14 protein-coding genes are annotated in these 14,112 nt (G+C 67.7%); 5 read left to right on the plus strand and 9 right to left on the minus strand.

The features are described 5' to 3' along the window. The first annotated feature begins 81 nt into the window (after positions 1 to 81). Entirely contained in the window at positions 82 to 1,221 is a 1,140-nt protein-coding gene (locus tag SSKA14_RS03605) for a hypothetical protein (protein WP_008267922.1), read from the plus strand. Positions 1,222 to 1,300: 79 nt separating this feature from the next. On the opposite strand, the gene SSKA14_RS03610 is transcribed toward SSKA14_RS03605, so the two are convergent. After that, positions 1,301 to 1,792 (minus strand): MarR family winged helix-turn-helix transcriptional regulator, encoded by a 492-nt coding sequence (locus SSKA14_RS03610; protein ID WP_040006969.1) that lies wholly within the window; start codon positions 1,790 to 1,792, stop codon positions 1,301 to 1,303. 129 nt (positions 1,793 to 1,921) lie between these two features. Between SSKA14_RS03610 and hppD the strand changes: the two genes are divergently transcribed. Both hppD and hmgA read left to right on the plus strand, forming a co-directional pair. Beyond that, a complete protein-coding gene (hppD, locus tag SSKA14_RS03615; RefSeq protein ID WP_008264994.1) occupies positions 1,922 to 3,034 on the plus strand; it encodes a 4-hydroxyphenylpyruvate dioxygenase in 1,113 nt (370 codons plus the stop codon). A gap of 85 nt (positions 3,035 to 3,119) precedes the next feature. After that, entirely contained in the window at positions 3,120 to 4,427 is a 1,308-nt protein-coding gene (gene hmgA, locus SSKA14_RS03620; protein WP_008264475.1) for a homogentisate 1,2-dioxygenase, read from the plus strand. A 342-nt stretch (positions 4,428 to 4,769) separates the two neighbouring features. On the opposite strand, the gene SSKA14_RS03625 is transcribed toward hmgA, so the two are convergent. Beyond that, positions 4,770 to 5,330, minus strand: a complete 561-nt coding sequence (locus tag SSKA14_RS03625) for a hypothetical protein (protein ID WP_040006970.1) — start codon at positions 5,328 to 5,330, stop codon at positions 4,770 to 4,772. Positions 5,331 to 5,456: 126 nt separating this feature from the next. Between SSKA14_RS03625 and SSKA14_RS03630 the strand changes: the two genes are divergently transcribed. Continuing rightward, positions 5,457 to 6,080 carry a hypothetical protein gene (locus tag SSKA14_RS03630; RefSeq protein WP_040006971.1) on the plus strand — a complete coding sequence of 208 codons (624 nt, stop codon included), beginning with the start codon at positions 5,457 to 5,459 and terminating at the stop codon, positions 6,078 to 6,080. A 73-nt stretch (positions 6,081 to 6,153) separates the two neighbouring features. Then, entirely contained in the window at positions 6,154 to 7,113 is a 960-nt protein-coding gene (locus tag SSKA14_RS03635) for a sodium:calcium antiporter (RefSeq protein ID WP_008264532.1), read from the plus strand. Positions 7,114 to 7,184: 71 nt separating this feature from the next. On the opposite strand, the gene SSKA14_RS03640 is transcribed toward SSKA14_RS03635, so the two are convergent. From SSKA14_RS03640 to SSKA14_RS03670, 7 genes are all read right to left on the minus strand, one after another. Beyond that, entirely contained in the window at positions 7,185 to 7,574 is a 390-nt protein-coding gene (locus SSKA14_RS03640; protein WP_008266226.1) for a Na+/H+ antiporter subunit G, read from the minus strand. Continuing rightward, positions 7,571 to 7,855: a K+/H+ antiporter subunit F gene (locus tag SSKA14_RS03645; protein WP_006399171.1), complete on the minus strand. Its 285-nt coding sequence runs from the start codon at positions 7,853 to 7,855 to the stop codon at positions 7,571 to 7,573. Before SSKA14_RS03645 ends, SSKA14_RS03640 begins: the two co-directional genes overlap by 4 nt. Beyond that, complete coding sequence (locus tag SSKA14_RS03650) at positions 7,852 to 8,358, minus strand: Na+/H+ antiporter subunit E (protein ID WP_008268238.1); 507 nt, start codon at positions 8,356 to 8,358, stop codon at positions 7,852 to 7,854. The genes SSKA14_RS03645 and SSKA14_RS03650 overlap by 4 nt, the downstream gene beginning before the upstream one ends. Then, positions 8,355 to 9,890 (minus strand): monovalent cation/H+ antiporter subunit D, encoded by a 1,536-nt coding sequence (locus SSKA14_RS03655; RefSeq protein ID WP_008266484.1) that lies wholly within the window; start codon positions 9,888 to 9,890, stop codon positions 8,355 to 8,357. The genes SSKA14_RS03650 and SSKA14_RS03655 overlap by 4 nt, the downstream gene beginning before the upstream one ends. Beyond that, a complete protein-coding gene (locus SSKA14_RS03660; RefSeq protein ID WP_008266861.1) occupies positions 9,887 to 10,279 on the minus strand; it encodes a Na+/H+ antiporter subunit C in 393 nt (130 codons plus the stop codon). Before SSKA14_RS03660 ends, SSKA14_RS03655 begins: the two co-directional genes overlap by 4 nt. Then, positions 10,279 to 13,107, minus strand: coding sequence for a monovalent cation/H+ antiporter subunit A (locus SSKA14_RS03665; RefSeq protein ID WP_008264592.1), 2,829 nt, complete (start codon positions 13,105 to 13,107; stop codon positions 10,279 to 10,281). The genes SSKA14_RS03660 and SSKA14_RS03665 overlap by 1 nt, the downstream gene beginning before the upstream one ends. A 333-nt stretch (positions 13,108 to 13,440) precedes the next feature. Continuing rightward, on the minus strand, positions 13,441 to 13,926 hold the full coding sequence (locus tag SSKA14_RS03670) for an Mpo1-like protein (RefSeq protein WP_008265608.1): 486 nt from the start codon (positions 13,924 to 13,926) through the stop codon (positions 13,441 to 13,443). Positions 13,927 to 14,112 lie beyond the last annotated feature (186 nt).

Raw genomic sequence — 14,112 nt, forward strand, 5'->3', positions numbered from 1 at the left:
GACTCAATTTCACGGCGTGGCCGCCGTTACCGGCAAGGACCTCAGTCGACGCTCCGTCGACACAACCTACCGGAACGCCCCATGCACAGCGACCACGCCGAACGATTGCCCGAAGCTGCCAGCGACCTGGCCGACGCTGGGGCAGGCGACGGCGTGACCCTGCCGCCGCAGGAGGCGCTGCTGGATGACGCGGGCATCGGCCAGGAAACTGTCGAACTGGCCCCCCCGCGCCACCGCCTGCCGCAGATCGCGCTGCCCGACAACGTGGTGCTGAAGGGTGCGGTGCAGAAGCTGGTCGAGCAGAAATCGCGACTGGACGCGCTGGCCGCCGAGGGCCAGCTGGCCGGGTTGCTGCCGCCGGAATGGCAGGGCCATGGCGTGCGCGCGATCGAGCTGTCCACCTTCATCCAGGGCGTGCTGCCGTTCCTGCAGCCGGGCGAGCGGGGCGAGACCGCCCCGGCGCGGCTGCCGGTGCGCCACGTGCTGGGCGATGACAGCCGTTGGGGGCTGGATGATGTGTCCGAACCGAAGTCACTGGCCTGGTACCTGGCCAGTGACGAGCGCGCCACCGCCGGCAGCAAGGACGTGGCCGAGGCGTACCTGGTGGGTGCGCTGGGCCTGGCGTGGATGCAGGAAGGGCGCAGCCGCCCCGGCTTCCTGCGTGCGATGGGCCAGGACAGCTTGGCCGCACGGGTGACCATGCTCGGTTATCCGCTGGCCAACGAACTGGCGCTGTACAGCGTCACCGCGCACGGCCAGCCGCAGATCTGGTGCGTGCATGGCCGACGCCGCATGCGCCCACTGGTGGCGCCGTGGCTGAGCGTGCCGTTGCTGACCGCCTACGGCGTGCCTGCACCGGCCGCGTGGCCATCCAGCTTCCCGCCGGTGGACGCCGTGGCCGAACTGCTGGCGACCGCTCGCCTCGGCCGCGCGCTGCCGGAATTGGATCTGGGCAAGGTGGTGGCGAAGATCGCCGAAGACGCCGCATCCGAAGCCTGGCAGCCGGTCAGCCTGCTGCAGCTCAACACCTGGTCGCCGCGTTGGCACTTCTTCCTGGGTACCTTCGTCGGCTTGCCGTCACTGCTGCTGGTGGCTGCCGCGCTGGCACTGCCGGGGGCGGTAGAAGCGGCCACCGTCGCCGCCTCGCTCGGCTTCGCCGGCGGCGCCATCGCGGCGCTGGCAGTGCCGTGGATCCACGCGCGGCGCAAGCACCTGAGCTGAAAAAGGGGACGGAGGGGATTAAGCCGCAATCAGCACACGTGTGCCTGAAACGACTTAATCCCCTCCGTCCCCTTTTTGCTTACACCCCTTCGCCCATCCGCTCCAGGCCCTCGCCGGCCAGGCGCAGGATCAGCTTTTCCAGCACCTGCTCCTCCTCCTCGCTCAGCACCGACATCAGCTTGCGGGTGATCTCGATCACCATCGGCGCGATGGTCTCGTACACCTCGAAGCCGGCTGCCGACAGCGCCAGCACCGAACGCCGGCGGTCGTCGCCGTGGGTCTCGCGCTTGATGAAGCCGCGCTCCAGCAGGCGGGCCACGGCACGGCTGACCGCCACCTTGTCCATCGCCGTGCGGTCGGACACCTCGCTGGCCGACGAACCCGGGTACAGCGCCAGAATGGTGATGACCCGCCACTCGGGGATCGCCAGGCCGTAACGATCACCGTATAGCTTGGCGATGTTGCCGCTGACCCGGTTGGACAGCACGCTCAGCCGGTAGGGCAGGAACTGTTCCAGGTCGAGCAGGACGTGCGAGGCACGCAGGCGGGTCGAGGCGGGTTCGGGGCTCATGTTGCGGTGCACCTTGCTGGTGGTTTCAAGTGTAACTATAAGGGGTAGGTCCAGACCCTGCATTCTCGCCGGGTCCCTACCTGCCCGCACCTGGTTTGTACCGATGCGGTACCGATTCGGAGCCACGCCATGAATACCGCAGTCCCGACCGCCTCGCACCCCAACCCCGGCATGCAGGTCACCACCTTCGAGAACCCGATGGGCATCGACGGCTTCGAGTTCGTCGAATTCGCCGCCCCGGCCGGCCGTGGCCAGGAGCTGCACGAGTACTTCCGGAAGATGGGCTTCAGCGCGGTGCTCAAGCACAAGCAGCGTCCGATTACCGTCTATCGCCAGGGCGACGTCAACTTCCTGGTCAATGAAGACCCCGATTCGTTCGCCGCCGACTTCGCCGAAAAGCATGGTCCGTGCGCCTGCGGCTTCGCCATCCGGTTCAAGAAGCCGGGCCAGGAGGTCTACCAGACCGCACTGGGCAACGGCGCCGAAGCCATCGCCTTCAAGCCGGACAGCAAGGCGGTCAACGCGCCGGTCATCAAGGGCATCGGCGACTGCATGCTGTACCTGGTCGACCGCTATGGCAGCGCCGGCAGCATCTTCGACGGTGACTACGAGCAGATCGCCGGCACCGACCTGCACCCGGTCGGCTTCGGCCTGACCTTCATCGACCACCTGACCCACAACCTGTACTTCGGCAACATGCAGCAGTGGTCGGACTACTACGAGCGCCTGTTCAACTTCCGCGAGATCCGCTACTTCGACATCAAGGGCCTGAAGACCGGCCTGGTGTCCAAGGCGATGACCGCGCCGGACGGCATCGTGCGCATCCCGCTGAACGAATCGTCCGACCCGAAGAGCCAGATCAACGAGTACCTGGACGCGTACAAGGGCGAGGGCATCCAGCACATCGCCTGCTTTACCGAGAACATCTACGAAACCGTCGAAGCGATGCGCGCGCAGGGCGTGGACTTCCTCGACACGCCGGAGACCTACTTCGACGTGATCGACCAGCGCGTGCCGAACCACGGTGAAGACGTCGCGCGCCTGGCGAAGAACAAGATCCTGATCGACGCCGATCCGGAAACCCACCAGCGCAAGCTGCTGCAGATCTTCACCCAGAACTGCATCGGCCCGATCTTCTTCGAGATCATCCAGCGCAAGGGCAACGAAGGCTTCGGCGAAGGCAACTTCACCGCGCTGTTCGAGAGCATCGAGCGCGACCAGATCCGCCGCGGCGTGCTGTAAGGTCTGCAGGCAATGTCGGCCTCCCGCCGACATTGCCTGTCCACATGGTAGTGCCGGCCGCTGGCCGGCAATCTCTGGAGTTTCCATGTCCCCCGCCCTCACCGCCCGCGGCTACCAGTCCGGTTTCGGCAACGAATTCGCCACCGAGGCCGTGGCCGGCGCACTGCCGGTCGGGCAGAATTCGCCGCAGAAGGTGGCCCACGGCCTGTATGCCGAACAGCTGACCGGCACCGCTTTCACCGCGCCACGCGGCAGCAACCGCCGCAGCTGGTTGTACCGGATCCGCCCGGCGGTCACCCATGGCGAGTTCACCCCGTTCGCGCAGTCGCAGCTGCAGTGTGATTTCGGCGCACAGCCGGCCTCGCCGAACCAGCTGCGCTGGAGCCCGCTGCCGCTGCCGGAACAGCCGACCGACTTCGTCGAAGGCCTGTACACGATGGGTGGCAACGGCTCGCCCGATGCGCATGCCGGCGTCGGCATCCATCTGTACGCGGCCAACCGCGACATGGCCGGCCGCTACTTCTACGACGCCGATGGCGAGCTGCTGATCGTGCCGCAGCTGGGCGCGCTGCGCCTGCTGACCGAGATGGGCGTGATCGAGATCGAGCCGCAGCAGATCGCGGTGATCCCGCGTGGCGTGCGCTTCCGGGTGGAGCTGCCCGACGGCCCGAGCCGTGGCTACATCTGCGAGAACTACGGCGCGCTGCTGAAGCTGCCCGACCTCGGCCCGATCGGCTCCAACGGCCTGGCCAACCCGCGCGACTTCGAGACGCCGCACGCGGCGTTCGAGGACGTGGACGGTGATTTCGAACTGATCGCAAAGTTCGACGGTCGCCTGTGGCGGGCCCCGATCGACCATTCGCCGCTGGACGTGGTGGCCTGGCATGGCAACTACGCGCCGTACCGCTACGATCTGCGCCGCTTCAACACCATCGGCTCGATCAGCTATGACCACCCGGATCCGTCGATCTTCCTGGTGCTGCATTCGCCCAGCGACACGCCGGGCACCAGCAACATGGACTTCGCGATCTTCCCGCCGCGTTGGCTGGTGGCACAGAACACGTTCCGCCCGCCGTGGTTCCACCGCAACATCGCCAGCGAGTTCATGGGCCTGGTACATGGCGCCTACGACGCCAAGGCCGAAGGCTTCGTGCCGGGTGGCGCATCGCTGCACAACTGCATGAGCGGTCACGGCCCCGATGCACCGACCTTCGACAAGGCCTCCAATGCGGACCTGTCGAAGGCGGACGTGATCAAGGACACCATGGCCTTCATGTTCGAGACCCGTGCGGTGATCCGCCCGACTGCGCAGGCGCTGGCCGCCGGCCATCGCCAGGGCGATTACCAGCAGTGCTGGAACGGCCTGCGCAACAACTTCCGGCCGTCCCGCTAGCTTGGTAGGTGCCGACCTTGGTCGGCACGGATCCTGACCGCATCCACGCACGGCGTGGATCTACCGGTTGCCGCTCTTGGTAGGTGCCGACCTTGGTCGGCACGGACGCTGACCGCATCCACGCATGGCGTGGATCTACCGGTTGCCGCTCTTGGTAGGTGCCGACCTTGGTCGGCATGGATCCTGACCGCATCCACGCACGGCGTGGATCTACCGGTTGCCGCTCTTGGTCGGCACGGACCCTGATCGCATCCACGCATGGCGTGGATCTACCGAAAGGCGGTCGGGATGTGAAGCCGTAGATCCACGCCATGCGTGGATGATTCCCGCCGGAACCTGCGCTTACGCGGCTTCGGCGAAGGCGTCGCAATGCTCCAGCGGCAGTGCCTCCAGCAGGCGCTGCCGCACGCGCTGGCAGTAGCCGTCCGAGGTCAGTCCGGGCAGCATCTGCATCGCCGACTGCAGCCGCTGCAGTACCTCGTCTTCCGCACGCGCCTGCTGCAGGTCGCGGAACAGCGCCGCCGCCTGCGGGTGGCGCTGCATTTCCAGGATGCCCAGTACATAGATGCGCGCGGCCACCAGCGAGCGGCGGCGTTCGACCGGCGCCGTGGGCGCTGGTGCGGGCGCGCTGGCCGTGATGGGCGTCGGGGCCGGTGGCGTAGCGGGCTGTGCGACCGGTACTGCGGGCGCTGGCAGCGGTGCTATGGTCGGCCCGGTGTCCAGGTAACCGCTCTGCACCAGCTGGATCACCATGGCCGGCGCTTCCTGGCCGAGCAGGTCGGTCAGCTCGGCGACAGTGCGCTGGCCGTCGCACAGGATCAGCAGCCGGCGCTGGCGCATGTCCAGCGGCGCGCGGTGGGCCTGCAGCGCGGTTCGGGCGAGATCGGTCTTGCGCGGTTGCATTGGAAGGGACTGGCGAGTCGGTGCAGGCCGAGCCTGAACGAAGGCGATGAAACCGCGATGACAATGCAGCGCCTGCACGCGCATTGCGCTAGCGTGCAGCCACCTTCGTGCCAGGGAACCGCACCGATGAAGCACCTCCCGATTGCTGGTCTGTTGCTGCTTTCGCTCACCGCCTGCAACCGCAGTGCCGAGGCCCCTGCCGCCGCCGGTAGCAGCGTGCCACCCAGCGCAGGTGCCACCGCTGCCCCGGCCCCCGCGCCCGCCCAGCCTGCGCAACAGGGGCCGGCGCGCCTGGACGGCTTCGCCGGTGCGACGCTGGGCGCCACCATCGCCGAGGTCCGCACGGGATTTGGAACGCCGCTGCAGGGGCTCGGCACCGATGCGGCCGGCAAGCCGCTGCCGGCTGACGACAGCAACGATGGCTGCTACTTCCTGCGTCCGCAGGACGCCGAGGATCCGCGCCTGATGATCGAAGGCCGCAAGCTGGTGCGCTATGACGTGCGCAGCGCCGCGATCATCGCACCGGGCGGCGGCAAGGTCGGCATGACCCTGGGCGAGCTGCAGGTGCTGTACCCCGAGCGCGCCGATGTCGGCCCTGACAAATACGACGAGAAGGCCCAGCACCTGCGTGTGCGCCCGGCGCAGGAAGGCGATGCGGTGATCGACTTCGCGCTGGGTGCCGACGGTAAGGTCGGCGCATGGCGGGTCGGAAAGACTCCGCAGGTCGATTACGTGGAAGGCTGTGGCTGATCCTTGATCCACGGCCCAGCCACGCGCGCGGGGCCAGCGTAGAATCGCGCCACGACCGCTGGGGGAGTGCTCGATGATCGCCATTGCCATTGCCTGGTTCCTGCTCGGCCTGCTGCTGCTGGCGCTGGGCGGGGACTCCATCGTCAAGGCCGTGTCCGGCCTGGCCCAGCGCTTCGGGGCCAGCCCGTTCACCGCCGGCCTGCTGCTGCTTGGGGTGACCACCTCGTTGCCGGAATTGGCGGTCAACGCGCGGGCGTTGGCGGTCGGCCAACCCGAGTTGGCATTGGGTAATGCGGTGGGCAGCAGCATCGTCAACCTGGGCTTGACCCTGGCCCTGGCGGCGATCGCCGCACCGTTGCTGCTGCGCGCGCGCCTGCAGACGGTGCTGTGGTGGTCGCTGCTGGCGGCCGCTGCGCTGCTGATCCTGTTCGGCCTCGACGGCCGGCTGGCGCGCTGGGAAGGCGGCGTGCTGGTCGCCGGCTTCATCGTCATGCAGGTCGTGCTGCTGCGCCGTGGCCGCCGCGAGAGCGCCGAGGTGCAGGCGGCCATCGCCGAGTCCGCGCTGAGCCGCACCAGCCTGCCGTTGAACGTCCTGCGCGTGCTGATTGCCGCATTGACCCTGTACTGGGGCGCACGCCTGGTGGTCGGTGCGGCGGCTGATTTCGGAACCGCGCTGGGCTGGACGCCACTGCTGGTCGGCCTGCTGCCGGTGGCCATCGGTACCGCGCTTCCGGAGGTGGCTGCCGCCATCGCCGCCGCGCGTCGCGGTCATGGCGACATGGTGCTGGGGCATGTGCTGGGGTCCAGCGCGGTCAACCTGCTGCTGGTGATCGGTGCGATGGCCATGCTGCAGCCGCTGGCGCTGCCGGCCTCGTTCGTGCGCCTGGAACTGCCGGCGCTGCTGGCGTTCGCCCTGGTGCTGTACCCGATGCTGCGTGGTGACCTGAAGATCAACCGCGGCGAAGGCGCGATCCTGCTGGTCGCGTTCGTGGGCTGGCTGGTGCTGGAAGTGCTGCTGGTGGCCGCACCGTGAGGTAGTGCCGGCCGCTGGCCGGCAACCTCGTTGCCTTACGGAACCTTGCGGTTGCCGGTCAGCGGCCGGCACTACCGTTTCTGTGTGGTTTCTTCTTCCCGCACCGGTTCCGGCGGCGGCAGCTGCTCCTCGGCGGCCGGTTCGTTGCCCGGCAGGCTGGGACGCTTCTCCATCAGCAGCGACAGCGCGGCCTTGGCCATCATGTGTGCGCTGATCGGCGCGGTGATGAACAGGAACACGGTGATCAGCAGCTCACGTGGCTGCGGGTCCTGGCCGAGGAAGATGTGGTAGCACACCGAACACACCAGCACGCAGCCCACGCCCAGCGTGCTGGCCTTGGTGGGGGCATGCAGGCGCTTGAAGAACGTGGACAGCTTCACCAGGCCCAGTGCCCCGACCAGGATGAAGAAGCAGCCGAACAGCAGCAGGATCGACAGGCCGATCTGGATCGCGGTGATCATTCGACGATGTCCCGGCGCAGCACGAACTTGCTCAGCACCACGGTGCTGCCGAAGCCGAGCATGGCGATGACCAGCGCGGCTTCGAAGTAGATCGCGGAGTTCAGGTACATGCCGAACAGCATCAGCTCGGCGATGGCGGTCACCGACAGGGTGTCCAGCGCCAGGATGCGGTCGGGCACGGTCGGGCCGCGCAGCAGGCGCCAGGTGGCCAGCAGCATGGCCAGGCCGACCACGTGCATGCACACCACCAGCGTGGTCTGGATGATCTGGAATCCAGTCATGGGAAGATCTCCATCAACGGGGCTTCGTAACGTCGCTTGATCGTGTCTATCAGGTCCTGCGGGTCCTCCAGGTGCAGCACATGCACCATCAGGAACCTGCGGTCGTCGCTGAGCACGGCCGAGACCGTGCCGGGGGTCAGCGTGATCATGCTGGTCAGTGCGGCGATACCGTGGATGTTGGCGATGTCCAGCGGCAGCCAGATGAAGCCTGGGCGGATGTTCTTCTCCGGGCCCAGCACCTGGATGGCCACGCGGATGTTGGACATCAGGATGTCCCACAGGGTCACGCACAGCAGTTTCGGCAGCGGTCGCAACGTGCCGATGCGGGCGAACTCGCGGTCCAGGCGTGCGGCGAACAGGGGCACCACCACGCCCAGCACCAGCCCCAGCACGATCTGGCCGAGGGTGAAGCTGTCGGACATCAGCAGCCAGAACGCCACCACCATGATGCTGAGCATCGGCGAGGGAATGATGCGGCGGAACAGGGAGCGCTGGGCGGTCATGGCTGGCGGATCTCCGGCGTGGTCGCGCGCAGCTGCTGCACGTACTCGCTGGGGTGCAGCAGCTGTGCGGCGGTGGCGTCGGTGTAGCGCATCAACGGCGCGGCGGCCAGGGTCATGCCGATGCCGTAGGCCAGCAGGATGCAGGCGGCATACAGCTCGACCCGGCGCAGCCGTGCCTTGCGTGGCGGCGGCGCCTCCGGATCGACCGGCGGCACGCGCCAGAACAGGCGGATGCCGCCACGGGTCAGGCCCATGATCACCAGCAGGCTGCTGACCAGCACCGCGGTCCACACCGGACCGGTGTACTGCGCCGGCATGCCGGCCAGCAGGGCGGCCTTGGCCAGGAAGCCGGACAGCGGCGGCAGGCCGGCCACCGACACCGCGCCGATCAGGAACAGCACCGCCGGCGTTTCCTTGCCCGGCATCGGCGCGACCACTTCCTTGCGGTCGCTGGCGCCACCGCGGCGACGGCGGATCAGGTCGGCAATCAGGAACAGCGCGGCGGCCACGAAGCTGCTGTGCGGCAGGTAGTACAGGCCGGCGGAGAGCACCTGTGGCGTACCCACGGCGAAGGCGATGAACAGCGTGGCCGCCGAGACGATCACCAGGTACGAGATCAGCACGCGCAGGCGGGTCGCGGCCAATGCACCGAGGCCACCGAGCACCAGCGTCGCCACGCCGGCCCACAGCAGCCAGTCGCGGCCGTAGCCGGCCATCGCACCGGCGTCGTCGCCGAACCACAGCATCTGGATGCGCAGCACCGCGTAGAGGCCGACCTTGGTCATGATCGCGAACAGCGCGGCCACCGCCGCTGGTGCACGTGAATAGGCTTCCGGCAGCCACAGGTAGAGCGGCATCAGCGCGGCCTTGGCGCAGAACACCAGCAGCAACAAGCCCATCGTCGCCTTGACCAGGGTCAGCTGCGCCGGCGGCACCTCGGCGATGCGCTGCGACAGCTCGGCCATGTTCAACGAGCCCAGCGAGGCATACAGCAGGCCCAGCGCGATCAGGAACAGGGTCGAGGCGGTGACGTTGAACACCACGTAGTGCAGGCCGATGCGCATGCGCAGGCCACGGCCGCCGCTGAGCAGCAGGCCGTAGGAGGCGATCAGCATCACCTCGAAGAACACGAACAGGTTGAAGATGTCGCCGGTCAGGAAGGCGCCGTTGAGGCCGACCAGCTGGAACTGGAACAGCGCATGGAAGTGCGGCGCGCGGCGGTCCCAGCCCGAGCAGGCATGCAGCAGGCAGGGGATGGCCAGCAGCAGGGTGGTCAGCAGCATCCACGCCGACAGCCGGTCGGCCACCAGTGCGATGCCCAGCCGTGACGGCCAGTCGCCCAGCAGGTAGACGTTGATCTCACCGCTGGCGGTGGTGGCGAACAGCAGGCCCACCGCCAGGGCCAGCGCCGACAGCGAGGTCCAGGCCACCGCGCGCTGCACCCTGGGGCCATAGCGGCGGTGTTCGACGAACAGCGACAGCGCAGCACCCAACAGCGGAATCAGGATCGGCAGGATCACCAGATGGTTCATGCGCGGTCCTCACCCTGGCGCGGCGAAATGCCCTCATCCTGCAGATCGTCATCCGGCTCGTAGGCGTCCACGTGGTCGCTGTGGTTGTCGCTGCGGCTGCGCATGGCCAGCACGATGCTCACCGCGGTCATCGCAAACGCGATGACGATGGCAGTGAGCACCAGTGCCTGCGGCAGCGGGTCGGTGTAGTTGCCGAGGTGGCTGTCCACGCCCTCCTGCAGTACCGGCGCCTTGCCCAGCACCACGCGGCCACCGGCGAAGATCAGCAGGTTGGTCGCGTAGGACAGGAAGGTCATGCCGAGAATCACATCGAAGCTGCGCGCACGCAGCAGCAGGTAGATGCCGATCGCGGTCAGCACGCCGATCGCGGTAGCCAGGGCCAGTTCCATCAGTGCATCTCCCCGGTGCGTGCCGAACGGCGTTGCAGGTCGATCTCGCCCTTGCGGGCGGTACGGGTGCGCGATGGCTTGATCGTGCCCATCATCGACAGCATCAGCATGGCGCCGCCGAACACCACCAGGTAGACGCCGATGTCGAAGCCGATCGCGCTGGCCAGCGGTACGTCGCCGATCAGCGGCAGGTGCAGATCGAGGTGGCCGCTGGTCAGGAACGGCACGCCGAACAGCATCGAGGCGCTGCCGCTGAGCAGGGCGATCAGCAGGCCCATGCCGATGCAGCGGATGTAATCGAAGCCGAAGCGCGATTCCACCGACGCGGTGCCCTGGATCACGTACTGGATCAGCAGCGGCACCGCCAGCACCAGGCCGGCGATGAAGCCACCACCCGGCGCGTTGTGGCCGCGCAGGAACAGGAAGATCGACACGGTCAGGGTCAGCGGGAACATGATCTGCGCCAGGTCGGCCGGCACCGGCAGCTTGATCGGCGGGCCGGGCATGATCTGCTCCGGTGCCATCCGCGTGCGCCGCAGCAGCGCATGCACCACCAGTGCGGCGATGCCGAACACGGTGATCTCGCCGAAGGTATCGAAGCCGCGGAAGTCGACCAGGATCACGTTGACCACGTTCTGGCCATACGCCTCGGGCAGCGCCCGGCCCAGCAGTTCGCCGGCCATGGTGTTCGGCGGCAGGGTCATCGCCGAATAGGCCAGCGCGCCGAGGCCGCCACCGGCGAGGATGGCGATCACCGCATCGCGGCGCTTGCGCCAGCGCGGTCGCTCCGGCCCGGATTGCGCAGGCAGGTAGTTCATGCCCAGCAGCATCAGCACCAGGGTGACCATCTCCACCAGCAGCTGGGTCAGGGCCAGGTCGGGCGCGGACAGGAACACGAAGGTCAGCGCCACCATCAGGCCGACGCCGCCGACCAGCAGCACCGCCAGCAGGCGTTGCTTGTAGACGCGCAGGGTGGCCACCGCACAGGCCATCATCACCAGCCACAGCGCCCAGCCCAGCAGCGGGATCGGCTGCGGTGCGGTCCAGTTCGGCGAGGCCGGGTTGGCCACGAACGGCGCCGCAGCGACCACGATCGCCACCAGCACCAGGCCCAGCAGCATGCGCTGCAGGCTGCCGTTGGCGATGCCGTTGGTCAGGCGCATGGCCAGCGCGGACACCGCATCCAGCTGTGCATGGAACACGTTGCGACCGGTGCTGACGTTGGTCACGCCGTGCAGGTTGATCAGTTTGCGCAGGCCGAAGTACAGCGCCACGCCACCAACCACGCCGATCGCGCTCATCGCCAGCGGCAGGTTGAAGCCGTGCCACACCGCCAGGCTGTACTCGGGCATCGCCGGGCCGAGGATCGACGCGGCGGCGGCATGCAGTACCGGTGCCACGGTCAGCGCCGGGGCCACGCCTACCGCGATGCAGATCACCACCAGCAGTTCCACCGGCACCTTCATCCAGCGCGGCGGCTCGTGCGGCACCCGGTCCAGGTCGTGCGGGCCGGGGCCGAAGAAGGTGTCGTGCACGAAGCGCAGGCTGTAGGCCACGCCGAACACACCGGCCAGCAGCGCGGCGATCGACACCGCCGTACGCATGGTGCCCGGGCCGCCCGCAGTGATCGCTTCGGCGAACAGCATTTCCTTGGACAGGAAGCCGTTGAGCAGCGGAATGCCGGCCATCGCCAGCGAAGCGATGATCGCCAGCGCACTGGTGAACGGCATCAGCCTGCGCAGCCCGCCCAGCTTGCGCATGTCACGGGTGCCGGTCTCGTGGTCGATGATGCCGGCGGCCATGAACAGCGAGGCCTTGAAGGTGGCGTGGTTGAGGATGTGGAACACGCCGGCCACCACCGCCATCGGCGTGGACAGGCCGAACAGCAGGGTGATCAGGCCCAGGTGCGAGATCGTCGAATAGGCCAGCAGGCCCTTCAGGTCGTGCTGGAAGATCGCGTTCCAGGCGCCGATCAGCAGGGTCAGCGCGCCGATGCCGCTGACCGTGTAGAAGAACAGATCGCTGCCGGCCAGCGCCGGGTGCAGGCGCGCCAGCAGGAACACGCCGGCCTTCACCATGGTGGCCGAGTGCAGGTAGGCCGAGACCGGGGTCGGCGCCGCCATCGCGTGCGGCAGCCAGAAGTGGAACGGGAACTGCGCACTCTTGGTGAAGATGCCGGCCAGCACCAGGAACAGCGCGTAGGGGTACAGCGCGCTGGCGCGGATCTGCTCGCCGGCAGCCAGCACTACGTCCAGGTCGAAGCTGCCGACGATGCGGCCGATCAGCAGCACGCCACCGAGCAGGGCAAGGCCGCCGCCGCCGGTGATCACCAGCGCCATGCGCGCGCCTTCGCGGGCATCCTGGCGGTGCGACCAGAAACCGATCAGCAGGAACGAGCTGATGCTGGTCATTTCCCAGAAGATCATCAGCAACAGCAGGTTGCCCGACAGCACCATGCCCAGCATGGCGCCCATGAACAGCAGCAGGTAGCAGTAGAAGCGGTGCGCGCTGTCCTGCTGGCTCAGGTAGTAGCGCGCATACAGCACCACCAGCGCGCCGATGCCCAGCACCAGCCCGGCGAACATCCAGGCCAGCCCGTCCAGGCGCAGGGTGAAGTCCAGCCCGATCTGCGGCAGCCAGGGCACCATCGTGCGCACCACCTGGCCATCGAGTACGGACGGGGTCAGCCAGCCGAGGATGGCCAGCCCGCCCAACGGTGCCAGCGCCGCCAGCCAGGCAGCAGTCGAGCGCGAACTACGGGGGAAGGCCGCAACGGCCGCTGCCATCAGGAAGGGCAGGGCCAGCAGCAGGGGCAGGCTGGGGAGCATGCAGGGAATCCATGATTCACGAGCAGGTCAGGGAGGATAACAGGCTGCGAAATGTCGCCGAAACCCATCGAACAGCGATCAATTGCATGTAACGTTCGCTGATTCATTTTTTCTGCGGCGCAACATTGCGTTCCTGCCTCTCCTCCCGGGCTGCCCTCGGGGGACACCCTACGCCCACGCAGGGAGACCGCAGGCCCTGTCGCACAGGGGCTGCCGTCGACGGGCGGGAAGTGGGGAGCGGGTCACCGGCGCAGGCTGGCAGGGCCGCCGTCGAGTGCGGGTGACGGGATCTGCCCGTTCAGGAAACGACGGCCGCCGCCGGCCACCGGCACCTCAGTAGCGCCAGTCGAGCTTGCGGTAGAACTTGGCCATCACCCAGGCCGGGCCGATCAGCAGGTAGGTCAGGTCGGTCAGGAAGCTGGGCTTGCGGCCCTCGAACTTGTGACCGATGAACTGCGCGACCCACGCCACCACGAACACGCCCACGGCCAGCCAGAACAGGTTGTGCAGGCCGATCTCGGCCTCCAGCAGGCGGCACAGGCAGCCGAACACGAAGAACTGGATGAGCATGCCGATACCCAGCGGGCGCGACAGCTTGTTGTAGAAGCACCAGGCGCTGAACATCGCGAACGCCGACCAGATGCCGTACTGGAACCAGGTGATCAGTGGCGGCAGGCACCACAGCAGGGCCACCACCGACCAGAGGATGGCCGGTACTGCCACTACGTGGATGCGCTGGTTGATCACATTGCGGTGGTCGTCGGAGTAGCTGGCGAAGTAGCGGTCGATCGGCCGCGCAAGCTGGGTGGTGGTCTGCATGCTGCGTTGCTTCCTCGGACAACGGTAGTGCCGGCCGCTGGCCGGCAATCCAGAGCATAGCCGAGTTCGCGAGGTTGCCGGCCAGCGGCCGGCACTACCCCAGGCAACCGGCAGTAGAGCCAGGCCATGCCTGGCTGCAGGCTCGCGAGGTTGCCGCCCAGCGGCCGGCACTACCGCATTCAGAAC

Origin of the sequence: Stenotrophomonas sp. SKA14 (assembly GCF_000158575.1) — a bacterium.
Taxonomy (GTDB): domain Bacteria; phylum Pseudomonadota; class Gammaproteobacteria; order Xanthomonadales; family Xanthomonadaceae; genus Stenotrophomonas; species Stenotrophomonas forensis.